This window comes from Parabacteroides sp. AF14-59 (assembly GCF_003479515.1).
Taxonomy (GTDB): domain Bacteria; phylum Bacteroidota; class Bacteroidia; order Bacteroidales; family Tannerellaceae; genus Parabacteroides; species Parabacteroides faecis.
The window spans coordinates 201939-225417 of record NZ_QUHH01000006.1 but is presented as its reverse complement, the minus strand read 5'-3'; the positions used below and the strand labels follow the sequence as shown (position 1 = coordinate 225417).

General features: G+C 34.8%; 23 protein-coding genes. 7 read left to right on the top strand and 16 right to left on the bottom strand.

The window, feature by feature from the left end; genetic code table 11:
* Positions 1 to 30 precede the first annotated feature (30 nt).
* Positions 31 to 252, bottom strand: coding sequence for a DUF4248 domain-containing protein (locus DWW23_RS09430; protein WP_122353032.1), 222 nt, complete (start codon positions 250 to 252; stop codon positions 31 to 33).
* Between the two features lie 244 nt (positions 253 to 496).
* Here DWW23_RS09430 and DWW23_RS09425 point away from each other — a divergent pair, with 244 nt between their 5' ends.
* Genes DWW23_RS09425 through DWW23_RS09415 form a run of 3 tightly spaced genes read left to right on the top strand, consistent with a single transcriptional unit; the run spans position 497 to position 1753 of the window.
* Entirely contained in the window at positions 497 to 946 is a 450-nt protein-coding gene (locus DWW23_RS09425; RefSeq protein ID WP_122353031.1) for an HU family DNA-binding protein, read from the top strand.
* A gap of 13 nt (positions 947 to 959) precedes the next feature.
* Positions 960 to 1409: a glucosaminidase domain-containing protein gene (locus DWW23_RS09420; protein WP_122353030.1), complete on the top strand. Its 450-nt coding sequence runs from the start codon at positions 960 to 962 to the stop codon at positions 1407 to 1409.
* A 35-nt stretch (positions 1410 to 1444) separates the two neighbouring features.
* On the top strand, positions 1445 to 1753 hold the full coding sequence (locus tag DWW23_RS09415; RefSeq protein ID WP_122353029.1) for a hypothetical protein: 309 nt from the start codon (positions 1445 to 1447) through the stop codon (positions 1751 to 1753).
* Between the two features lie 78 nt (positions 1754 to 1831).
* On the opposite strand, the gene DWW23_RS09410 is transcribed toward DWW23_RS09415, so the two are convergent.
* The 15 genes from DWW23_RS09410 to DWW23_RS09340 form a co-directional block, all read right to left on the bottom strand.
* Complete coding sequence (locus DWW23_RS09410) at positions 1832 to 2803, bottom strand: glycosyltransferase family 4 protein (protein ID WP_199664132.1); 972 nt, start codon at positions 2801 to 2803, stop codon at positions 1832 to 1834.
* Positions 2804 to 2806: 3 nt separating this feature from the next.
* The gene (locus DWW23_RS09405) at positions 2807 to 3742 is read right to left on the bottom strand and encodes an NAD-dependent epimerase/dehydratase family protein (protein WP_122353028.1); all 936 of its coding nucleotides are present in this window, start codon (positions 3740 to 3742) and stop codon (positions 2807 to 2809) included.
* A gap of 6 nt (positions 3743 to 3748) precedes the next feature.
* Positions 3749 to 4513: a glycosyltransferase family 2 protein gene (locus tag DWW23_RS09400; protein WP_122353027.1), complete on the bottom strand. Its 765-nt coding sequence runs from the start codon at positions 4511 to 4513 to the stop codon at positions 3749 to 3751.
* An 11-nt stretch (positions 4514 to 4524) separates the two neighbouring features.
* The gene (locus DWW23_RS09395; protein WP_122353026.1) at positions 4525 to 5214 is read right to left on the bottom strand and encodes a LicD family protein; all 690 of its coding nucleotides are present in this window, start codon (positions 5212 to 5214) and stop codon (positions 4525 to 4527) included.
* A gap of 4 nt (positions 5215 to 5218) precedes the next feature.
* Positions 5219 to 6154 (bottom strand): hemolysin hemolytic protein, encoded by a 936-nt coding sequence (locus DWW23_RS09390; protein ID WP_233564294.1) that lies wholly within the window; start codon positions 6152 to 6154, stop codon positions 5219 to 5221.
* Positions 6151 to 7092 (bottom strand): hypothetical protein, encoded by a 942-nt coding sequence (locus DWW23_RS09385; protein ID WP_122353024.1) that lies wholly within the window; start codon positions 7090 to 7092, stop codon positions 6151 to 6153. The genes DWW23_RS09390 and DWW23_RS09385 overlap by 4 nt, the downstream gene beginning before the upstream one ends.
* Complete coding sequence (locus tag DWW23_RS09380) at positions 7089 to 8003, bottom strand: glycosyltransferase (protein ID WP_122353023.1); 915 nt, start codon at positions 8001 to 8003, stop codon at positions 7089 to 7091. Before DWW23_RS09380 ends, DWW23_RS09385 begins: the two co-directional genes overlap by 4 nt.
* A complete protein-coding gene (locus DWW23_RS09375) occupies positions 7996 to 9105 on the bottom strand; it encodes an EpsG family protein (protein ID WP_122353022.1) in 1110 nt (369 codons plus the stop codon). The genes DWW23_RS09380 and DWW23_RS09375 overlap by 8 nt, the downstream gene beginning before the upstream one ends.
* Positions 9106 to 9891, bottom strand: coding sequence for a glycosyltransferase family 32 protein (locus DWW23_RS09370; RefSeq protein ID WP_122353021.1), 786 nt, complete (start codon positions 9889 to 9891; stop codon positions 9106 to 9108).
* Between the two features lie 12 nt (positions 9892 to 9903).
* Positions 9904 to 10992: a glycosyltransferase family 4 protein gene (locus DWW23_RS26700; RefSeq protein ID WP_233564293.1), complete on the bottom strand. Its 1089-nt coding sequence runs from the start codon at positions 10990 to 10992 to the stop codon at positions 9904 to 9906.
* Between the two features lie 24 nt (positions 10993 to 11016).
* Entirely contained in the window at positions 11017 to 11898 is an 882-nt protein-coding gene (locus tag DWW23_RS09360; RefSeq protein ID WP_122353020.1) for a polysaccharide pyruvyl transferase family protein, read from the bottom strand.
* A gap of 13 nt (positions 11899 to 11911) precedes the next feature.
* Complete coding sequence (locus DWW23_RS09355) at positions 11912 to 13435, bottom strand: lipopolysaccharide biosynthesis protein (protein WP_122353019.1); 1524 nt, start codon at positions 13433 to 13435, stop codon at positions 11912 to 11914.
* 1 nt (position 13436) lies between these two features.
* Complete coding sequence (locus DWW23_RS09350; RefSeq protein ID WP_122353018.1) at positions 13437 to 14408, bottom strand: DMT family transporter; 972 nt, start codon at positions 14406 to 14408, stop codon at positions 13437 to 13439.
* Complete coding sequence (locus DWW23_RS09345) at positions 14405 to 15517, bottom strand: adenylyltransferase/cytidyltransferase family protein (protein ID WP_122353017.1); 1113 nt, start codon at positions 15515 to 15517, stop codon at positions 14405 to 14407. The genes DWW23_RS09350 and DWW23_RS09345 overlap by 4 nt, the downstream gene beginning before the upstream one ends.
* 124 nt (positions 15518 to 15641) lie before the next feature.
* Positions 15642 to 17582 carry a nucleoside-diphosphate sugar epimerase/dehydratase gene (locus tag DWW23_RS09340; protein ID WP_122353016.1) on the bottom strand — a complete coding sequence of 647 codons (1941 nt, stop codon included), beginning with the start codon at positions 17580 to 17582 and terminating at the stop codon, positions 15642 to 15644.
* A 929-nt stretch (positions 17583 to 18511) separates the two neighbouring features.
* Here DWW23_RS09340 and DWW23_RS09335 point away from each other — a divergent pair.
* From DWW23_RS09335 to DWW23_RS09320, 4 genes are read left to right on the top strand one after another with little or no spacing between them, the layout of a single operon-like run.
* Positions 18512 to 19639: an MraY family glycosyltransferase gene (locus tag DWW23_RS09335; protein ID WP_122353015.1), complete on the top strand. Its 1128-nt coding sequence runs from the start codon at positions 18512 to 18514 to the stop codon at positions 19637 to 19639.
* Positions 19640 to 19655: 16 nt separating this feature from the next.
* Positions 19656 to 20858: a UDP-N-acetyl-D-mannosamine dehydrogenase gene (gene wecC / locus DWW23_RS09330; RefSeq protein ID WP_122353014.1), complete on the top strand. Its 1203-nt coding sequence runs from the start codon at positions 19656 to 19658 to the stop codon at positions 20856 to 20858.
* A complete protein-coding gene (locus DWW23_RS09325) occupies positions 20855 to 22261 on the top strand; it encodes an oligosaccharide flippase family protein (protein ID WP_122353013.1) in 1407 nt (468 codons plus the stop codon). The genes wecC and DWW23_RS09325 overlap by 4 nt, the downstream gene beginning before the upstream one ends.
* A 13-nt stretch (positions 22262 to 22274) precedes the next feature.
* Positions 22275 to 23477 carry an EpsG family protein gene (locus DWW23_RS09320; protein WP_122353012.1) on the top strand — a complete coding sequence of 401 codons (1203 nt, stop codon included), beginning with the start codon at positions 22275 to 22277 and terminating at the stop codon, positions 23475 to 23477.
* The last annotated feature ends 2 nt before the right edge of the window (positions 23478 to 23479 follow it).

Genomic DNA, 23479 nt, shown 5'->3' with positions numbered 1-23479 from the left:
AAACAATTGTTTTTTTGCATACACAAAGTATTATGGTTCGCCTAAAAAATCCACAATAATTGCAACTTGCAAAGGAGAAAGAATACGGACTCCTTTAATCCACCCGGAACGTATCAGACGTTCGTACAGTTCTTTATTTATTATCACCCAATGTGTAAGTCTTCTCGATGCAGAATGAGGAGTTAATCCCGGAGCATAAAGGACGGCTAATTCTTGCCATCCGTATGCTTTTTGTTGAAATAGTTCTTTCATAATAATATGATTTTAAATTATTTTATCACTCCCTAAATATACAAAACAATCCTGACATACCAACTATATTATGAAATAAAATCAACAAAAAGTTCCCCTAAATACCCATTGAGTTCCATTCGGTTCATTCACCTTATATCTGCATCGTATATTTGTAATGAATTCAAGAGAAAACACCGGTTAATTCCTTCCGAATTCATCACTAATTTTCAATCTTCAATTATCAATTTTCAATTACAAAGTTATGCCATTAAAGTATCGAATCGTCCTCAAAAAGGACATGAGCAAAGGAGCAGCCCAAGGCGCTCAGTTGTATTACGGTCAGATCCGTTCGATGGAGAAGACTACTTTCAAAAAACTGTGTAAACTGGTATCCGGTTATTGCACCGCCAAACCCGGTGAAGTAGAACTGGTTATCGATGGTCTGATTTATGTTCTCTGTATGCTGCTCGAAAGCGGCAATGTGATTCAAATGGGAGAATTCGGTAACTTCCGCATGGTAGCCGGAAGTAAGGGTTCCAATACCCTGAAAGATTTCGACCCTATGATGTTCAAGAAACCTCGTATCGTCTTTACCCCCGGCGCCATGTTACGCCAGCTGATCTCCGGTACAAGTTACGACCGCCTCGATGCCTTCTCCGATCCGGAAGAAAAGAAAGAAGAAGGTGGCAGCGACAGACCGGAAATCGAATAATCCCCTATAGGCTATGACTAAAAAGGATTTTATCACCAAGTATCTTCCCCTGGCCCAAAAGGCGGGGGAAGCTTTCCGGATCAATCCGGTTGTTATCCTGGCACAAGCGGCCATCGAAACAGGTTGGGGACAAAGTGACCTTTGCCTGCGGTATCATAACTTTTTCGGTATCACCGCTTACGGGAAAAAGAACGTCTGGTGGACAGGAACCTCCGCACAGTTAAGTGCCGACTCCCTCTCCTTCCGTACGTATCCCGCCCCGTTACACTCTTTCATGGACTATGGCCGCCTGATCCGCCATGCCTACACCGATGCCGCCGACGTCAGCTACAAACCTGCAGCCTTTGCCCTCAAAATCGGTTACAGCAAATACATCAGCGAAGTAAACGGCGACAACCGGGAAGCCTACCGCCGGATGCTAGTCTCGATCAGTCGGACAATCGAAAAAGCAATAACGAATTAGATTCAATATTTTTCTAAATTCAAATTATCAAAACGATGAATGTACTCGAAACGATTTTCAATTTCCTCACCAGCCTTGCTCGGATCATTTTCCCCCGTAAGCAAAAAACGGCAGCCGGTGATTACCCCTGTCCTAATCCCTACCCTCGTCCTCTTTCTGATGGCGATCACTCTACTGTCTCTCCTGATGAAGCAGACGGAAGTGACGCTAACTGCGATCGGAGCGATACTCTCACTCTCAACCAAGGCGACTGGGGAAAACATGTCGAACCGATAGATATTGCCGGGTATTGTTTGATGGCCGGAGGATTGATTGGAGGGGTGTATAAACTTTTTATCAGTTAACAACTGACAGAAAAAGTCTGGAAAGTTTATTAATCACGAATCTTGTTGTTATTCTTTAAATAACAACAAGATTCGTGATTATGTATTATTTCTGCTAATGCCTAACTGGTGCAAATAAAAATACTTATTCATAAAACCTATATAGCACAGACTCAATGCTATAATCGTACCTGCCAAATAGTAATAACTGTATTCGTAAAAATAAATGAAACCTATTATTATCAATCCTTGTACAACCATATAAATAGTAGCCACAACTAAATGTGGTATCTTTAATTCATTAGCCATAATCTGATACAAATGCTTACGATGAGGCTGTCCAATATTTTCATGAAGCATCAAACGGTGTACAATAGTCAATACGCTATCTACACCATAAACTGCGAGAAACACGATATAAGTAAAGTCACCCGTTTGTAAAATTAGCTTTCCTATAATAAATAAAAGAATAAAAGCGATCCCTACCGAACCAATGTCTCCTGCAAAACATTTCGCTTTTCTCCGGAAGTTAAACATGCAAAACACCAATACACTCAAGATAATAATGATCAAAAAACTATTATCAATAAAATGAAGGGAGTGATTCACATAAAATAAAGGAAGAAGTACTGCTAGAGAATATCCTCCCGTAATACCGTTTATACCATCCATGAAATTATATGCATTCACAATCCCCACACATAAAACTAGTCCAATTAACACCATCCACCAACTATCCATATTTAAAATTCCATATTCTTGAAACATCATGAACATAGCTGTAAAATGGACTAATAATCGAATTTTATTGGGAACAGGATGTATATCATCCACAAAACTGATCCCAGCTATAGCTGTCAATCCTGCCAAAAAACAAGGATATTGAAAACCAAAAAACAAAGCATGTATCCATAGTCCCAACAAAAAAATTATACCACCTCCTCGTAAAGTTATATTTGTATGAGAACTACGTAAGTTAGGTTTATCAATGATATTAAATTTATCAGCCACATAAAAATATAACAACTCTAACCCCAAGAGTAATATTGCTATGATAATATAAGTAATCATCAGTTATTCTTTCTGGAAACTTTTAATGGTTTTCTTTAATCCATCTATCGCTCGCACAGGCATTCGTTCTATACCAAGCGCTTTTTTTATTTTAGTATTAGAGACGACATAATTTTCTGTTAACTTTCTCAATCGTTCTTCGTTTAAAGGTAAATGCAACAATGTCCCCAATCCAGCACACCATTCCATCGTCCCTTTATTCACTTTCCAGATACGAGATTTCTTTTCCATCACCTCACACATAGTTTCTATCAGTTCATTGGTTGAAATAGGCTCGTCATCTCCCATATGGTAAATGCCTGAAGGAACATCCTTCGTCAACAAACCTTCTACTACATAGCACAAATTATCAATGGAAGTAAACGAACGATGATTCTCGAAGTTTCCCAATGGCCAAGGGATCCCTTTCTTCACTACGTTATAAAGCAAGTTCAAATTTCCTTTATTTCCAGGCCCATGAATCATGGAAGGACGTAAAATATACACTTGCTTATCTTTAGGCAAATGTTGTTGTATATATTCCTCTGCTTTTATTTTGCTTTCCCCATAAGGTCCAACAGGCCTTGGAATCACATCCTCCGTCAACATCTCCCCTATTACGCTATCCGCGGCAGCCTTTACCGAACTGAAAAAAATAAATTTCTTTGCAGAAGATTGCAGAAAGAAATCAAATATCTTTTGAGTCAGCCTTGTGTTAATGTCAAAATATAGTTGAGCCGAGGACTGATTTTTAGTGTCATGAGCCTTACCTGCCAAGTGGATAATAGCATCTATTTGAGACACATAAGCACTATTAAGTTCCGCCCAAGAATAAATTTTTACTACTCCTTCCATTTGAAGCGTGACAATATCTAAACCATATATTATATGATTAGATTTAAGTGATTGAACTAAATTTGAACCTACGAAGCCGTGAATACCTGTTATTAATATATTCATGGCTTATTATTCTTTAACAAAAACAAACTCAAAACCCTTTATTATGTATTTAAACATAAGTAAAAACATACATGTCCAGATTCCATTCTCTTTACATGCCCGCACAATCTCTTTATTAAGCAACCAATTACTCTTCAAAGACGCAGTACTAGTTCCTCCCATACGCATTTTCATGAAGTCTAAAAGAATATATTTACATTTCAATCGATGTATGTACATGAAACGAAGCAATAATTCAAAATCTGCAGCAATTTTATAATCCGTTTTATAATATCCAAATTCCTCAAAATATTTTCGATAAGTAAAAAAAGTAGGATGAGCCGGCATAAATCCATATCGAAAACGTTTCAGAGAGAAATTTTTAGAAGAATAATAACGCACTGTTTTATTCAAATCAGTTGAATTTACAAAACGTACATCTCCGTATACGGCCTGCACACTTTTATCCTGAAAAGTTTCAGCCACGCGAGTTATCACTTCACGGTGATGATAAAAATCATCAGAATTAATAATTCCTACAATATCACCTGTAGCCATTCGTATACCTTTATTCATGGCATCATAAAGCCCCTTGTCGCTTTCACTAATCCAATGCATTCGACCATTGAAATATGGCTCATATTCTTTAATGATACTTAGTGTATTATCTTTAGAAGCACCATCAACAATTATATATTCAATATCAGGATAAGATTGAAAAAGAACTGATTGAATAGTAGCTGGAAGAGTCATAGCACTATTAAAAGTAACAGTAACAAGAGATATTTTCATTACGAAAAGTTTTAATCCAAATATTGTTCTATTCTTTGCCGATAAGATTTTATCATCCTTGCCTCATTTTTATGAACCAAATAAAAATAAATCCAATCAGGCAAAACATCTTTTACTTTTTCTTTTATAACAAAAAACTTCATTTTCCATACACTTATTTTAAAATCAGTATAGGGAATCGGAGTCTTCCAATTTTCACCATACTCATATTCCAAGAAAGAAATAAAATCTTTTGGAATCATAAAGTCACTCCCTTGAAAGGATATTAAAACAGTTTCCTTCAGAAATCTTTCAGGTACACACCAACCACTACAAATTCGGATATTTCGTTCAAAGGTTGCAAAAAAATATAGATCAATATATTCTCCTCCCCGCATGATAGACAATAATCCACGTCTATCATATCTTGCGATTCTAAAACCGACATTCATCAGTAGATGCAAAATACTAAAAAAATGCTGTTTGTCTTCCTCGAATAAAAATAAATCGACATCTTCATCATGCTCAATAAAATCATGTTCACGGATAGCTCCCAAAAGAGTTCCTGCTATAAGTCCAAAGGGGATGTGATGTTTAGACACAATATCCTTAAACAACAACAAATTTTCACGTGCTATAATCTTATCAATTTTTTTAATTCCTAGATACAGAGGATAAGTAGTGTAGCTAATATCACCACAAATTGCTTTTATAACTGGCATATTATTATTTTTTTAAGTAAAACAATCCTTTCTTAACCCACTTTTTAATTTCTCGCGGAAAAAATCTAAATACTCTTATTGACAATGAATTTGTAGATCTATAGAAATCGTGATCAAACTTATAATAAGGCATTACATATTCAGGATGTTTCAAGGGAAAATTCAAAGAAGATGATTTCAAGGTTATATTCCCAAATGACGTATGAGTCGCATCTACATCGTTACCAATATTCGATACCAAATTCACAACTGGATATATACATAGTTGATTTTGTGCTGCTAGTGAAAAATACCATTGCCAATCCCACGCTGATACTATTTCTTTATCAATACATTTTAATTTATATTTCCATCCTGCTATATCTTTTCCACAAAAACCGGAATTTCTCAACACCGAATAAGTATTATCCTCTCTCCAAGACATATTAATATCCATATTACGCCATGCACGACGCCAAGTAGCCCATCCCCAACAACTTTTGTACTTTGAAAAAAGATACGAATACTTATAATCAAAAAGTTGTATCGGATTTGTCCCAGCAATCATACCTATCCTCGTATCAGTTTTATATTTCATCAGCATTTCTTGTACAAATTCAAAGAAGGATGTATTAACAACACAGTCATCTTCCAATATGATCCCATATTCAACACATTCAAAAAACCAGCTAATGGCTGTATAAACACCTATTCCACACCCCAAATTCCTATCTTGAAATAATGTTTTCACCTCACAATCCCAATCAATCCGGGACAAAATGGACTTTCTGACATTTTCTACAACTTCATTCTCTTGGTTCACATTTACTCTTGCGCCATCCTGGGCTATATATAAAATAGTTGGTTTAATGTTTCGAATTGCTTCAAAAGTCTGTATTGCAACTTCAAGCCTATTAAATATAATTAAAAGTATAGGAGTATTATACTGCATATTATTCATTTCAAATTAACAATATTACCCTGCAACAATTTCATAATTCCTCGCTTGTATCGTTTTATTTTGCCTATAATTAATCCCCAAGAAATTTTTTTTAACAGATAATACAGAAAATCTTCTCTATGTCTTCCATTTTTATCTAATGCATATTTGTAAATAGCAAATTTTTGTTTCCCATCTAAATGAAGTCCTCCTACACGAATATAACTACCATCTTTCGATAAACGAAAATAGGGAATATTTTGTTGCCAATATATTTTCTTAACTCCATTATACATTTCAAACAGACCAAAAGAACCGCTGATGCCACCATCAAAACAAATATGTTCTTTTGGTATAGCTATATCTAAAACAGCATTCGGATACTCCTTGACGTAATACTCAATAGCAGTCATATCACAATTCCCACCTGGTTTTTTTTCTAATATAAAGGATTGATATCTTTCCTTTAGCTTACAAAAAGAAGAAGGCTCTATATATAGCATCTTCATATAATGGCAAAACTTATCCAGAGATTCAATATTAAAAAGATTGAATCCTGGATGATATCCGTTGCATATAGTGAAGTCATATTTTCCAATATAACTGGATAGTACCGAAGTCATATCACAATACAGTAGCACATCGCTATCCAAACACACAAAATTCTCTATCTTTTTATTTCGAACAAAGTCTAAAATTATAAACCATCTTTGAAAACAAAAGAGTTCATATTCATACAGATTTGAAGACATATGTTCATACACTTTTTTAAACTCATTAGCAGAAGACATATAATCACTAATCATCACATGATTAACAAAATTATAACGATGATTTGTTTCATCTCCTAACAAATAAATATCAGCATCCCCATTAAAATAACGGGCTTGTCTTAAAACATAGTTTAAATAAAAGTCATTTCCCCTATGAGTAAATATCAATGCTATTCTTTCTTTCATATATTTCTTTTTTTCATTCTAATATCTTCAATAATTTTATCATATTCATATACATCTATTCGTTTCATTTTAGCTATAAATTTTAATATATAGTATCTATACAAATTATAATACAATATATTCTTTACACTCAATGAATGTTTACGTGCATAGTATATTTCTGAATCTAAATAAACCTTACATCCATTAAAATAGATCTTACGTTCACCAATCAAATGTCTATAGCAAATTGATTTCAAATAGATATTCTTCAATGAATTTTTTAATGAAAATAATCTTCTATGCAAATCCTTCTCTTCACAATACATAAATATATTTTCATCAAACATACCCGCTTCAATAAAATAATCTTTTCTTATAAAAAAGCAAGAACCATGAATAAACATTTTTTTACTATTATACAAATCAAAATAGTTTATCAATTTATTAGCAAAAAGGGTAAAAAACACAGAGAATAAACCATAGATAGGATACAAATTAGAATTATCATCCATCAATAAATTAATAGAGGGTGCACAACTAGTTCCATCTATGAGTTGCTTCATACCTACAATAGCCACATCTGCATCCTTCTCATATATATGAAAAACTTTACTAAACATAGGATTTACCAGTCTTACATCTGGATTCATAATTAAAACAATTGGTGAAGATGCCGCTTGTACTCCAATATTGTTACCTTGACCATACCCTCCGTTCTGACAATTCTTTATCAACAAAACTGAGTCACCATAGGTCTCCCTAATCCAGTTAAACATACTTTCACATTCAACACTATTGTTGTCTACCACAATTACCTCTAAAGAATCAGCAATATCATTGTATAAAAAAACAGAATGCAAACAATCTTTTATAAGAGTTTTCGAGTTATAAGTCAAAATAACTACTGAAATTTTTTTTTCACTAAGCATAAATTAAACGATAAATTAAGATTAGTTGAAAAAGGACTAATCCACAACTGACATAGAAAATATTTTTGTGAAATTTTAACGACAAAAAAAGCATAGTATATAACATAAATGTAATAATATAAAAAAAATCAAGTATTCGATACATCATTGATATTGGAGCAAAAACTGCACCTAATATTATACCCAAAATATAAATATTCAAAAAGCAATAATATACTTTCTCTTTTAAGTTTCCCAAAAGAAAGATAAAACCTGATAGTAGTTGAAATACATACTTGAAAGATATTTTTTGACTTGAGTCAACAAGAACATCCGTATACAAAGAAAATTTACTTAAATCAGAATTTTCTGTTTTCATAACGAGCGAAGACAAAATTGAGGAGAAATTATTTAATATCATCATATTTATACGAGAAAAAAAGAGTACAGAACATAATAATAATATCAATAAATACCCTTTTTTATCTAGTGGTTTAGTTAATTTAAAAATTAAAATAATTGGCAAATATACTATAGATGAAACGTGAAATAAAAATGCTAATACAAAAAGTATAGAAATAAGTAATATATCCTTTTTATATAAGCGTTCCTTACAGAGCAACGACAAGGTTTCCAAATATAATCCCATAGCAATTCCTGCTCGTATAGTTATACCACCATAAAAAATACCATAATATGAATAAAACAAAATGAATGCATATAAAACTGGCAATTTAATAGCTGATCCTAATCTATTATCATTCTGTATATTGAAAAGTATACGTTGAATAGCATCCCACAATAAGCACGAAATAATAAATACAATAATGAAGAAATAAACAGCTGAAATATCTCCAACAACAATCTTTACAAGATGGGTTAAAAATTGAAACCCAGGTTCAAAAAAATAATAACTAAAATGAGAAAAATCAACAGCATCTATATCATTATAATATTCCAAATATCCCGAAGTATCTGGAACATCTTCTCCTCTACAACCAATAATTGATCCTACGGCTAAAATATATAAAAATGTATATTTTTTTTCATTTGCTCGACATGACATTTTAAATGAACAACAAAGAAAAAACAAAAACAAAATAAATATCAGAACAAAATTCATCTATTTCTGTATTATTATCCTCAAAAGTCGGAGTACTCCAACAGCTAGTCTTCGCAATTTTGCAATAACTTTTTGCATACTTGTAGTCTCGACCCAACTACCCGAACAACAATGTACTGCAACAGTCTGATCTGTTTCATAAGAGGGATAACCTGCAAATATGGTAGAAGGAAGAATCAACATATTATCACGTAATAATTGTTTTTCGTCTTTATAAAGAAAACCAAATGACACAGCCTGATTTGCCAAAAAATCCGGAGCAATAAGTCCACTACCCTTACCATCAGGTATAGCAAAAGTTGTATTTTCATAGAATGACATACAACTTTTCAAAAATGGATGCCCTTTGATAGACCCTAATATGGCAGCTTGCAGTCCCAAACCTGGAACGTGACACACGGAAGAATCAAGTAATTCACCCTTACTATTTAGTAAAGATTTTCCATTTTCTTTTTCGAATATTTTAGGATGATACTCAACTGAAGTAAAAAAATCAAAATTTAAAAACTCATCAAAATTTTGTTTCACAAATACATCGCTATCTAAATAAATTCCTCCTTCTGTATAAAGAGCGTATAACCTAATATAATCAGCTGCAAATGCCCATTTTTTCATAAAATAAGCTCTCTCTACATAAGAAACAGAATGTATATCAAAATTTGATGTATTCCAACATTTCATTTCATATTCTGGCAATTTTCTCTTCCAAGTATTTATACAATTTTCAATCGACTTAGGAAAAGGTTCTCCACTCAACCAACAATAATGTATTATTTTGGGAATCATATTTAAAAATATTTATATTTTTATTCTTTCCACCATTCTTTCCCATGACAATGATGTCACATCATAGTCATTATACACATCTATCTCAAGTTCCCCCAATATAACTTCATTTAACCGTTCAGCTAATTCCTCATCTGCATTTTGAGACACTGAAATTCCTAATTTACCATTATCACATAAGTCACGAAAAGCACCAACAGGTGTAGAAATAAGATAATTTCTAAAGCGTTTCGCTTCGTTCAATACCAAAGCAAAGCTCTCAAACTTAGATGTCAATACAAAAACTTTTGCTTTATTATAGTATTCCCATAATTGCTTCTTATCATAAATTGGACCCGTAAATAAAACTTGTTCTTTTTTATTAGGACATTTCATATAAAAATCCTCAATATACTTCTCAAATAATTCACATATTGGTCCTATTAAATAAACCTTCCATTCCCCTAAATCTATTTTTTCTAATGCTCGTAATAGCATTTGTGTATTTTTCTGATCACGACCTAAATCTCCTACAGTTAAAATTAGATTCTCTTTCTCCTCAAATAATCGTTCGTGAATATGCATTTTTTTTAAGTATTCTTCATCAAATCCATTTGGCATTAATATCAATTTATCTTTTAATATTGAAGAATACACTAAATTAGATAGTATTTCTCTATATGCTTGTAGCAATTCACATGTAAAAACATCTATGTATTTCACAAAATATTTCAAATAATAATCTTTTCTAAATAAGGCATCATTATCCGAATCCAATTTCACATATGTTTTTCCATTAGGTTTCAATTTTTTATATACAAAAGCCATTATAGCCATATATTTTCCCCAGTGAATTTGCATTAATAAATCAATAGTATGCGCATTACGTATCAAATATTTCAATGATGACAACTTATAAAATATAAGAAAATTTCCTATTGACTTTAAAGGAACTAAATTCACTCCTCTAACTTTAGATGGCAAATTTTTATTAGTTCCCGTTAAAGGATAAACGATTGTTACTTCGTAGCCTAAGCGTTTTCCCAAATAGTAAGGAACTAAAAAAACATCTTTTCCTAAATGAACCTCCTCAAAACATCTAAATATCAATGTTAAATTCATATCAATCATCTTTATTTAATCAGATTATGCAAAATCCCTACAAAGAGAATAAGGAAATGACTTTAATAACTCAGTCTGTATTATTTTTACTTTATCCATAGAAGGCAATAGTTTTTCATTTGTATAATTGGGTAATTTATCTAATTGCATACAATCCACATTTAATGGAGAATATGAAGGGATACCCACACTATAAAAATAATCTAAGAATTTACTTCCATCTCCACCTATTTGGTTATGTTTTACCTCTATTTGGATAGCTGGTATTTGATAAGCATGAGCAACAATTAATCCATGTAGAGATGAAGAAAAAATATAACTACAAGAATTTATTTCATCAATAACCTTCTCTACATCTTTTGTTCTTAACGATATTACTAAAACATTTTCACAATCTTTATACAATCTACTTATATATTCAAAATCAACATTATGAGGAATTATTCCGTATTTATACTTTTTGATAGATACGGTTTTATACAACAAGGGCATCAACAACGCAGGATCCCCAACAGCAATATTACTTATATTGATATCTAACGCTTTCAATCTTTCTATTGTCAATGGTCCACGAACTGCTCTAATCCCACATTTCTTATTCACCATAACGTCAATTGAAGATATACCTGCTCCCCATACTATACAGTTTTCTGTTGCCTCTGCTATTATAGATCCTACAGCCAGAAGAACTTTTTTACGTAAAGAATATGCTAAAATTCTTTTTCTTATATTTTTATTACGAATATATTTGCAATATCTAATAATATCAATAAAAAAATTTGAAAAACTAAATGGTTTCAAAAAGTAGGTTCTACATCCTGAAAGTTTTTCCACAATATATGGAGACAATTCATCACCAAAATTATTAATATAATTGTAGAGAGGTATTTTTTTATTTTCTGCCATAACAATAATTACTTTATTTCCAATTATAATAAATAAAATTCATTTTATTTCTCAGCTTCTCTTTATCTTCTTTACTTAAACATATATTATATACCCAAAAACAAAAAGAGAACATAGATAAAAAAGAGATAACAACTAAACGAAGAAATCCAGGAGATAGTAACCATGCAATACTGAGTGGTAATAAGGAAGCTAATATTGATACAGTCAATGCTTGAAAAATTACATACTTAAAAAAAGATTTGATATTAATATCTAAAATATCATGCAAAATAAACATGCGAAAAAGTAATGCAATAATAGATATAAATATACTCACATAAAAAGTTATTTCTGCCGGATATCCTAATTTAAAAAACAAGTAAGAAATAGGTAAATTTATTAACCAAATAGTTCCTATTACAATTTGGTATTTCTTTATTTTACCTGTAGCCTGTATAGCTGTAATCAACCCACCTGAAAAGGAATCAATCAGCGAGTTTATTATAATCAAACGACAAAAAAGAATAGTAGATGAAGGGACAATTCCCAACCATAAATAAAGAATAGTCTTTGTTTCAAACAGAATTGGAACAGCAAGTGCAGCCAATAATAGAAAAGAAAATTTTGAACTTAAACAAACTAGCCGATACATATAGTATTGTTCCTTTTGAGCGTAAGATTTTACAATTGATGGATTGATTGCTAATTGAAAATTAGTCATGAACGACTGAGTAGCAGCATTTACTTGAAAAGCAATACCTCTAGCAGCATTTACAGAAGGACCGAAAAACATATTCAATAAGATGTTCCCCCCTTGTAGACATCCAATATAAGCACTACTTCCATACAAATTCCATCCTCCATAATTCAATAGTTTAAAATATATATTTTTATCCCATATAAGTGAATATCTACATTCTAAAAAAAAATATTTACAATACAATTTATAGATTAATGCAATAAAAAAAGTAACAATAAATAATAATGCAGCATATAGCTTCAATTTGTCAAAAACTCCCCATTCCAATATAAAAACAATAGTTAATTTAAAAACAGCTTCTAATACACTAATACATGCATAAATATTCATACGTTCATGTGCTATAAGGCTTGCTGTATAGGGGACTTGAATAATTGAAATTAAAAGAGAAAATAATGAAAATTGAAAAACCCATATAGCAGCTTCCATACGTTCTGTAGGGAAATTCATTTGGGTTTTAAGAAACCACATTCCAATCGATTCTGCAAATAGAAAAATCAAAATGGCTATTGTCAAATGAATGTTTAATGTAACTTGAAATGTTTTTTTTAACTCATCCAATTTGTTTAGTCCTAACTCAAAAGATAAAAATCGCTGAGTGGCAGAGGTCATTGAGGCATTCAAAAATCCAAACATCATAACAAATCCACCAACAACATTGTAAATGCCAAAGTCATCAACTCCTAACACATTCAATACAACTCTAGAAGTATATAATGATACTCCCATAATTAATAACATACGGAAATAAAGCATTAATGTGTTTTTTGCAATCAAACTCTTAGATGATATCATTTTAAGAAATATTCAAGATGTTCTTCGGATTACCTACCGCTAAAGCAACTCCTCCCATAATTAACAAACTACATATTAATATTTTTATAGAAAATGTACCATCAAATAAAAGTACGCTAAATAGAATCGTCCAAAAGGAATAAGTAACATTCAAAGAGATAGCTCTTGAAGCACCAATCGTATCAATAGACTTATACCACGTCAAATAGGAAATAACACCTATTAAAGCGACTAGCAACAACCAAAAAATACTAATAGAAGAAGCCACTTCAATAACTCCACTATATCCACCACAAAACAAAGGAATAACCAGACTACCATAGACAATAGACGAAGACAATTCCCTAATTGCTAATGCCATTTCTGGAGTCACATTACCCCTTTTCATTCCGTAAGCACAAACAACACTTTCCAAAGCCCAACCTAATGCGCTAATAATAGCAAATAGAATCCCCATATAAACAGAGGAAGACAATGCCGATTCACAGGGCTCAAAACTCAGCAAAGAAATTCCAAATAAACAAATCAAAAGTCCTAGATATCCCTTTATAGAAGTTTTTTCTTTTAAAATTATACCAGCTAAAGTAACTCCCAGGGCTGGGTAACAACTCGCAATAATAGCCGTATAAGCCGGACCTGCATTTTTTATTGCCAACACATAAAAACTCATGCCTATGGGACCACCAAGAATAGCACCCAAGACGCAAAATAAGCCATCACGTGTTTTAATTTTAGAAGCTAATAATTTAATTCGCTTCCTAAATCCCCAAAATAGCGTCATCCACATCGCCGCAAAAGTATCATGGATAAAACTACAAACAAAAACTCCCGATACAACTAGTATAGCAGATGAACTAAAAGGAGCAATAGACAAAATAACACTAATCAATACGGTATCTAATCCCCAAGTCATACCGGATAACATTCCAAGTGAATATCCTTCCCTGACATCAAGTATAGTTTTCGCTTTCATCTAAAAGAAAATTTAACAAATAAATAACTTCTCAATTCAGTCAATTCTTTTGAAAAGTAGTCATATTGTGCTGATGTACTCCATGCAATCCAATAATCACAAAGAAGTAGGGTTGCAAGGGCAGCCTGCTTTGGATTTCTTGTTTCAATAATTTTCAAGTATATATTTTCACTATCTGAATGTCCATAAATATACAATGATGCCAAAAAACAACCTAAGTCCCAATACTTCACCCCATAGCATAAAAACTCCCAATCTATTGGTATTAGGCCTGTTTGTCCCTTGACTAAATTAGTATACGCCATATCTCCATGGCATACAACAGTCATATCACTCAACAGATCTGCATATAATTGTTCATTAGGAATAAAACTGTATTTTTTAAATATATCCAACAAGGATATTTTAGGTTTTAATCCACATTTACTAATATTATCAGATAAAGAAACTACATCCTGAACAGATATTTCAGGAGTGATATTCCCTTCAATAAAAGGTAAAAACACTAATTTACCAAAACGTTGATAATTAGTAACTCCGAATAAATTATTACTTAACAGTTGAGTATAAGCATCATCCATAAATTCCGTATCACCATGTATTACCTCCTTTATTACAATATTTCCTAAACGGAAATTTTGATTTGTATCTCCATCAAGCTTTACGACATGTGAAGGAGTCAATTTATTTATCAGTTCCGTAGTTGACATTAACTCACTACGTCCCATCAAATGAAATCCATTAATTGACTTTATATATTCATAAACTTTTGGATTCTCATCAAAATCAGTTCCTTGGCAATGATCTGTAATGCCGTATTCATCATAAAACCATTTCTCATAATTATCAGTATAAGTATCTAATGGATCTTGAATAACCATAACTTTTTTATTAGAAGAAAAAATAGTTTCAATCGTATGTATACGCTCCAAACATGTTTGTACTGGTGTTCTTTTAAAAGATTTCGTGTATTTATCAGTAGCAACTCCAATAATCAAAACTTGATCAGGAAATTTATTTAACACTTTCATGATACTCTCCATATGACCTGCATGAAACAAGTCAAAAACTCCTGCTGTAAAAACGTTTCCTTTTTTCTTATTTTCCATTATTATTAGTTGTTAGATAGACAGAAAAACTTGCATATGATTTCTTATATATGAGTTGGATATAAGAGATCCACTTTATGAGATAAAAAGTTTATTAAAAGAAATTGGATATCTATTTCCTGATTTAATTATCCAACTTTTCAAACTCTGAATTCTGACTCTTAAACTCAGGAACAAAGCTTTTCATTTTTCTTACCATGTCTACAATTTCTACATTCAAAGAAAGGCTTGACAAGATGTTAATACATCTCGTAACATCCTGATAGTTATACTCTCTAACATCAGCAATTCGAATTTTTTCGTGGAGAGTTTCTTTTGTATTTTCTTTATGACTTAAAAGCTCTTCATACAATTTCTCACCAGGGCGCAATCCCGTATACTCTATCTCAATATCCTCTCCGACTCTCATACCTGAAAGTTCTATCATCCGTCGAGCCAAATCTACTATCTTCACAGGTTGCCCCATGTCAAATACAAATATTTCTCCTCCATTCCCCATCGTACCAGCTTCCAACACCAACCTACACGCCTCTGGGATAGTCATAAAATAACGAATTATATCCGGATGAGTTACAGTAACCGGGCCTCCATTATTAATTTGCTCACGGAAACGAGGTATGACAGAACCATTACTTCCCAAAACATTACCGAAACGGGTTGTTATAAATTTTGTGTTACCTTGTACTTCACCTTTTATAATAGCCAAACTCAAGCTCTGTACATAAATTTCAGCCAAACGCTTGCTACATCCCATAATATTAGTTGGATTCACTGCTTTATCCGTACTAATCATTACAAATTTTTCAACTCCGTACTTTACAGCAGCGTCTGCAACCAACCGCGTACCGTAAACATTCACCCGTACAGCTTCACAAGGGTTCTCCTCCATCAACGGTACATGCTTATAAGCAGCTGCATGAAATACAATATGAGGATGCCAATTGCGAAAAACATAATCCAATCGGTCTCCATTTCGAACATCTCCTATCACAGGTACAAAATTCAAGTTAGGAAATTTATCTTCCAGTTCCAAACGCAAATTATGCATCGGAGTTTCGGCAGAATCAAAACAAATCAATTTACAAATAGGGAAATGAGCTAGCTGACGGCAAATTTCACTACCGATACTACCGGCAGCACCTGTAACCAGTATCACCTTATTCTCCAACAAGCAAGCTATCTCCTGCATGTTGATCTTGATCTCATCACGTCCCAACAAGTCTTCAATCTTAATGTCACGGATAGACCGTTTTATCGTTCCGTTATGAACCTCTTCCATCTCGGGAACCACCAGAGTATGCAAAGAGATCTGTTCACAGAAACGGATCAACCGTTCTTTCTCATACTGTACTGTTTTCAGATTAGGGAAAAGTATTCCGTCCAAAGAGTTCCGGTTTACTAACTTTAATAGGTCTTCACGAGAGGCTACCTGATAAACTGGCAATTCGGCGATGCGGAAATTCCTTTTCTCTTTGTTGAAGGTAAGAAAGCCGGTAATGCAATAGTCCTGAACAAAAATATGTCGGGTTGCAGTCGAAGCGATCATAACACTTTCATCACCGGTACCATAGACCAACACCTGTTTTCGCTTTTTACCGAACTGCAGCAATACCATATTATACATGTTCACAATGAAAATACGGAAGGTGACCAACATTAACATTGTCAGGACACAATCGATAAACAATCCGACCAGATAAACCTTGGGAGTAAACGAAGCTTTTAAGACCAAAAGCAACGTACACAGAACAATTGATTTCAATACAGCAACTCCCCAAATCCTCCATAAACCACGCAAGGTGGAATGACGGATTACCCCATGATACACCTTAAACGTGAAAAAGGCGATCAAACTTCCTACTAAAGAAGCAAATGCACCTTTCAAAACATCCACCTGGGTGTATGGGATACGCAAAAAGGAAAAAAGTCCTAATACTCCAATCAATGAAACTGACAACGAAATGAGCAAGTCAAACCAAAAAATAATCCACTTATTAATGTATCTCATTGTTATCAGACGAGAAAAAAAATGCTGTAAACTTATATAATGATAGTTCATTGTCATAAGAAGGGTATGAATATGGTTACGAATTTCCCGGAAAGCATAGATATATCAGAGCAATAACTCTGAAAGCTATTACCAAACACCGGAGAATTTCAAAAACGGGTGTAATATTGGAATCACCGAAGTGGTGATTATCAAAAGATAGGACATTAATACTAGTTATATAATTGATACACAGAAGTTCGTCAGTCACAAAGCTGTAACGACGATAATGACTAGGAAAAACGATCGTTTTTTTTAGTCACCGCAAAAGTATGCATTAATTTCCGAACAAACAAAATAAAAAATTCATCATGCCTTGTTAGACAAGGGATAATGAATCTTTTAATGCTTAAATTTAACACTTAAAAAAACCTAAATAATGGCGAGAATAAACGATCGTTTAAATTCGTCATTCTCACCCCTATCGAGAAGTAGCTACAAGGCATATCCGATTTATTAACACACAGGTTATCAGAAATATACAAAAACCTGTTTTTTAGCTCGAAATCTACGGATACAAGCCCTTTTATACGCCTTTAAACAGGTTTTTCGGTCATTTTCGAGGGTCTTTTCGGAGAGTAAAAACGACTCATTCTGCAACTCTATGCTCTTTAATATTTTTTTCGAATTTAGATTCATTTATCATTTATGAAAAATACATCTTCTAATGAGAACTGAAAATGAAAATTATAGCTTCCCAAACGCAGGTATTTCTTTTTTGAGCCTTCCAAAGCATTGATATTCATAGTTAAAATAGAGTAATTGACCACTTATTTGTGAACGAATCAAGGACTCTTCTGTTTATATAGCGACTAAACAAAAAACACATACCTGCATAAGGGACGCCTCCCAATGCCATGATCCGGTATGTATTTAAGCTAATGAATCAACGTCAGTGACCAGATGGGACTGACGAACATTGTCGTATAACTTAACTTCAAACGCAAATGATATATGTCTTGATTTTACTGGCCTTTATCATATCAGTAGTCTTATCTATGCTGATCATTCCACGCATATTGATCGTGGCTTTGACAAAAAGACTCTTTGATATGCCTAACGAACGAAAAATACACACGGGTGCTATCCCCCGTCTGGGAGGGATTTCATTTGCACCGACTATCTTATTCTCGCTGGCTTTCGTTTCCGCGATCTCGTATCTGGGGTATTTATACGGGTTGAAAATTCCTCAAAATATCACTCCGCATATCACTCCCGATTTCTATTTACTTACCTGCGGGCTGATCGTACTCTATCTGGCCGGTATCAAAGACGATCTGATAGGTCTGCGATACCATACCAAATTCATCGTACAAATTCTAGCAGCCTCCCTACTCCCACTTTCCGGATTGTGGATCAATGACTTTTACGGTCTTTTCGGTATCTATGAACTGGCCCCCTGGATCGGTATGCCGCTGACTATCTTTGCAATCGTTTTTATTACGAATGCAATCAATCTGATAGACGGTATCGACGGATTGGCATCCGGGTTAAGTGGGACTGCCTTGCTGATATTAGGGTCTTTGTTTCTGCATCAACATATGTGGTCGTATGCGATGTTGTCTTTCTCAACACTGGGCGTACTGATCCCCTTTTTCTATTATAATGTGTTCGGACAGGCGGAACACGGAAGGAAGATATTTATGGGGGATACGGGAAGTCTGACTCTGGGATATATCCTGGCTTTTCTCTGTATCAGTTATGCGGCGTATACCCCGGACATCTCTCCTTATACCACCAGCGCCATCCTTATTTCATTTTCGACATTGATCGTTCCGATGTTCGATGTGATACGGGTCATGCTGATCCGGTTCCGAAGACGTAAAAGCCTGTTTTCACCCGATAAAAATCATATACACCATAAATTCCTGGAAATAGGGTGCAGCCCCCACAAGGCACTACTCTATATCCTGGCAATTTCATGGGCATTCAGCAGTTTGAATATCGTACTGGCCCCTTATATAAATATCAATATTCTATTTATTGGAGATATAGTGATCTGGACGGCTCTGAACGTTTGTCTGGATAAAATACAAAACAAAAAGAATTCGTTGAAAAAAAAGAAAATCATTTAAAAGGATCATTTGAATTATGAAAGCATGTTTTATGGGATTAGGTTATATAGGTCTTCCCACAGCAATAATAGCAGCCGAAAACGGCATCGAGGTAATTGGAGTAGACATTAACCCTCAGGTTGTAGAGATGACAAACAAAGGGGAAATACATATCGTCGAACCGGGACTGCAGGAACTTTGTCAGCAGGTAGTGGCGTCAGGCCATCTGAAAGCTTCAGTCGAACCGGAGGTGAGCGATGTCTACCTGATCGTTGTACCGACACCATTCAAAGGGAACCATGAACCGGATATTTCGTATGTGGAAACAGCGACCCGGTCTGTCATCCCGTTATTGAAAAAAGGGGATCTGTTCGTGATCGAATCGACGTCGCCTGTAGGAACGACGGAAAAAATGACACAACTGATATTCTCACTCCGCCCGGAGCTGAAAGATAATATATTTATCGCTTATTGCCCGGAGCGGGTACTTCCGGGAAATGTGATTTATGAATTGGTGCATAACGACCGGGTTATCGGGGGTATCGATGAAGAGTCGACGGAAGCGGCTGTCGGATTCTACAGCCGCTTCGTGAAAGGTACGTTGCATAAGACGAACTCCAAAACTGCTGAAATGTGTAAACTGACCGAGAACTCCTCACGCGACGTACAGATCGCATTCGCTAACGAGTTGTCGCTTATCTGCGATAAAGCGGGTATCAATGTCTGGAAACTGATCGAACTGGCAAACAAGCATCCCCGTGTGAATATCCTGCAGCCGGGAGCCGGTGTAGGTGGTCATTGCATTGCTGTCGATCCTTATTTCATCACTGCCGAGTTCCCCTACGAATCGCAACTGATCGCCAAGGCACGGGAGATAAATAATTATAAGGCTTTCTGGTGTGCAGAAAAGATAGAAAAGGAGATGTTGAAATTTGAATTACAGCATCACCGGAAGCCTGTCGTTGCCATGATGGGGCTGGCTTTCAAGCCTAATATAGATGATCTGAGGGAATCGCCTGCCAAATATATCACGACCAAAGTGATGCAAAGTCACAATAATGCCGATATCCTGGTGGTCGAACCGAATGTAAAGGAACATAAGGTCTTCAAGCTCACCGATTATAAGGTGGCTTATGAAAAAGCGGATATCGTTGTCTTTATGGTGGCACACAAGGAATTCAAAGAACTACCACATACAGACGATAAAATAATACTGGATTTTTGTGGGATCAATTCATGAGGATCATTAAAAATGTACTGTTCAATGGTTCCGTACAGGTTTCCGGTATACTGATCAACCTGCTGTTATTACCCTATCTGACCAGGGTATTGGGGGAAGAAGCATTGGGTACCAATTCTTTCGGATTATCCGTCACCAGTTATTTTACATTGGTCGGTAATCTGGGGATTGTATTATACGGCGCCAAATCGCTTGCCGAACAGCGGGATCATCCGGAGAATCTACAGAAAAAATTCTCCCAGTGCATTACATATCAGTTCTTTTTTAATCTGCTGGCTATATCCTTATATAATATATGGGTCTGTTTTGCTCAGCAGATTACCCCCATCTATTTCCTGTTTAATATCGTCCTGTTCACGACAATGACCGACCTGTCGTGGGTATATACAGGTTTTGAACGGTTCGATCTGATCGCTACCCGTAATATACTGATCAAAATAATCGGAACTTTACTGATCTTCCTTTTTGTAAAGGATACGGATGACCTGCCGCTTTATATTATTATACAGCAGGGTGTTCTATTGATCAGCAATATCATTTTCTGGACTAATTTGTCGAGGATAGGGTTAAAAATCCGTTTTACAGGGATCAGGAATTCATTGAGGGCTATATTCAAGCCGGCCATATTCCTGTTCGTGCCAAGTATTTTTACGACTATCTATCTGTCACTGAACAATATCATGCTTGGATATATATCGGGGGTGAATGCTGTCGCCGTCTATGATTATCCGAATAAGCTTGCCCGTATCCTGATCACGATGATCAGTATATTAGGTATTACTATGATGCCCCGGCTAGCTTATCTGAGTAAGAAAAAGACACAGGAAGAGTATTTGAAGAAAATGACACAAATGTTATATGCCTCCCAGATCATCAGCATACCGGTTATGTTCCTGCTGATACTGACTTCGCATACGTTATGTTTGTTTGTATTCGGCAATGGATTTAACGGTTCAGACAGGGTATTAGCTATTGTCGCACCGACAATTGTCTACTCTGGGTTAGGTTTATACAATATTTTTATCACGCAGGATAAGATCCGGCAACTGACACGGGGAGTGATTTGCGGAACCATCGTCAATGTATTGCTGAACCTGCTGCTTATCCCCCGGTTGAGTTTTGAAGGGGCAGCTTACTCGGCGCTTATTACAGAGACAGTCGTTCATTTGCTCCTGCTGTTCTATTTGAGGAAAGTGTTGGATATAAAAGATTTTATCATCACTTTTTCATCCCTTTTCTCGATAGCCTTATTCATTTTCCTGATACTCAGGTTTACTTTTACCGTAAATAATTTCTTCGATATGATGACTACCGGTATTATTTATCTGCTGTCATACCTGCTGCTTCTCTTTATTTTCCAGAGAAAAAGGATCAGGAAACTCTTTTTGAAACCTCGTTTATAACCCTGTTTTAGAAATGATATATCTGCTGATTCTGTTCACGATTCTCTTTTTCCTGTATTTATCGGAAATAAAGGGTGAGAAATCCTGGAGAATACCGGGAAGTTATATCATCTGGATATTGTTTGTGCTGGTTGCCGGACTCAGATATCGTGTGGGGGGCGATTCTTTATACTATCAGGATATCTATCCCTCTTTTCCGCTATTCAAGGATTTGAGAAATTATGGATTATACGAAAACGGATATGGTCCGCTATGGTATCTGTTCTGCGCAACAACCAAAGCCATAGATACCCGTTTTTTCATTATGCAGATCATACATGCCCTGATCATTAATACGGCAATGGTCTTTTTTTTCAATAAATACTCCAGGCATTTACTGGCCTGCCTCCTTCTCTATTATGTGTTTTACTTTTTGTATTTCAATATGGAGATTTTAAGAGAGTCTCTGGCTATATCGGTGTTTCTGTTCAATATGAAAAATCTGATCGATAAAAAATGGATAAGGTATACGGCCGGATGTGTTTTATCCCTGGGATTCCACCTTTCTGCCGTTGTTTTATTCTTTTTGCCGTTCCTGATGATGACATTGCAGAAAAAATATATCAAGGTTTCATTGACGATATTATTCATTACGATCACCGGCTTGTTCTATATACTGCAAAATAAAACGGATTCCCTTACCTTTTTACCAGGCATCCTGTTAATAAAAATGCACTCATATGGGACCAGAGAGATGAATAACCTGAACGGTATCATCAACAACTCAATGCCTTTCATCTGTTATCTGCTTATTTATCTGGTACATGGCAGACTGATAAGAAAAGGGTCGGACCAATCGGGGGGGAACCGGCAGGATCTACTGTTCAAAGTATTCCTTCTTTTCGCTTTTCTGGGAGGATTCAACGAAGGTATCTTCCGGTTTACCAATTACCTGACGCCTCTGGCTATCACCTATAGCGTCAATGTGATATACGATGTTACCCGGGAAAAGCGTAAGCAACTGGGGATAGTCGTTTCCTGCCTGGGATTGTTTATCCTGTTTGCACACAAATCGCTTTATTATTATAAAGATACCTCCGGTCTGGCCGATCATACCCGCAGGTATGAATTATGGTATCCGTATGAATCGGTTTTCACAAATAAAGAACATTACGGACGGGAACTTATTTTTTACAACGCAACTCAAAACTTAATTGATCTAAGAAATAAAAAATAAAT

Bases quoted from the DNA above. Each gene is read 5' to 3' on its own strand.
- DWW23_RS09430 (WP_122353032.1), bottom strand. From the start codon at position 252: ATGAAAGAACTATTTCAACAAAAAGCATACGGATGGCAAGAATTAGCC.
- DWW23_RS09425 (WP_122353031.1), top strand. From the start codon at position 497: ATGCCATTAAAGTATCGAATCGTCCTCAAAAAGGACATGAGCAAAGGA.
- DWW23_RS09420 (WP_122353030.1), top strand. From the start codon at position 960: ATGACTAAAAAGGATTTTATCACCAAGTATCTTCCCCTGGCCCAAAAG.
- DWW23_RS09415 (WP_122353029.1), top strand. From the start codon at position 1,445: ATGAATGTACTCGAAACGATTTTCAATTTCCTCACCAGCCTTGCTCGG.
- DWW23_RS09410 (WP_199664132.1), bottom strand. From the start codon at position 2,803: ATGATTACTTATATTATCATAGCAATATTACTCTTGGGGTTAGAGTTG.
- DWW23_RS09405 (WP_122353028.1), bottom strand. From the start codon at position 3,742: ATGAATATATTAATAACAGGTATTCACGGCTTCGTAGGTTCAAATTTA.
- DWW23_RS09400 (WP_122353027.1), bottom strand. From the start codon at position 4,513: ATGAAAATATCTCTTGTTACTGTTACTTTTAATAGTGCTATGACTCTT.
- DWW23_RS09395 (WP_122353026.1), bottom strand. From the start codon at position 5,214: ATGCCAGTTATAAAAGCAATTTGTGGTGATATTAGCTACACTACTTAT.
- DWW23_RS09390 (WP_233564294.1), bottom strand. From the start codon at position 6,154: ATGAATAATATGCAGTATAATACTCCTATACTTTTAATTATATTTAAT.
- DWW23_RS09385 (WP_122353024.1), bottom strand. From the start codon at position 7,092: ATGAAAGAAAGAATAGCATTGATATTTACTCATAGGGGAAATGACTTT.
- DWW23_RS09380 (WP_122353023.1), bottom strand. From the start codon at position 8,003: ATGCTTAGTGAAAAAAAAATTTCAGTAGTTATTTTGACTTATAACTCG.
- DWW23_RS09375 (WP_122353022.1), bottom strand. From the start codon at position 9,105: ATGAATTTTGTTCTGATATTTATTTTGTTTTTGTTTTTTCTTTGTTGT.
- DWW23_RS09370 (WP_122353021.1), bottom strand. From the start codon at position 9,891: ATGATTCCCAAAATAATACATTATTGTTGGTTGAGTGGAGAACCTTTT.
- DWW23_RS26700 (WP_233564293.1), bottom strand. From the start codon at position 10,992: ATGAATTTAACATTGATATTTAGATGTTTTGAGGAGGTTCATTTAGGA.
- DWW23_RS09360 (WP_122353020.1), bottom strand. From the start codon at position 11,898: ATGGCAGAAAATAAAAAAATACCTCTCTACAATTATATTAATAATTTT.
- DWW23_RS09355 (WP_122353019.1), bottom strand. From the start codon at position 13,435: ATGATATCATCTAAGAGTTTGATTGCAAAAAACACATTAATGCTTTAT.
- DWW23_RS09350 (WP_122353018.1), bottom strand. From the start codon at position 14,408: ATGAAAGCGAAAACTATACTTGATGTCAGGGAAGGATATTCACTTGGA.
- DWW23_RS09345 (WP_122353017.1), bottom strand. From the start codon at position 15,517: ATGGAAAATAAGAAAAAAGGAAACGTTTTTACAGCAGGAGTTTTTGAC.
- DWW23_RS09340 (WP_122353016.1), bottom strand. From the start codon at position 17,582: ATGACAATGAACTATCATTATATAAGTTTACAGCATTTTTTTTCTCGT.
- DWW23_RS09335 (WP_122353015.1), top strand. From the start codon at position 18,512: ATGATATATGTCTTGATTTTACTGGCCTTTATCATATCAGTAGTCTTA.
- wecC (WP_122353014.1), top strand. From the start codon at position 19,656: ATGAAAGCATGTTTTATGGGATTAGGTTATATAGGTCTTCCCACAGCA.
- DWW23_RS09325 (WP_122353013.1), top strand. From the start codon at position 20,855: ATGAGGATCATTAAAAATGTACTGTTCAATGGTTCCGTACAGGTTTCC.
- DWW23_RS09320 (WP_122353012.1), top strand. From the start codon at position 22,275: ATGATATATCTGCTGATTCTGTTCACGATTCTCTTTTTCCTGTATTTA.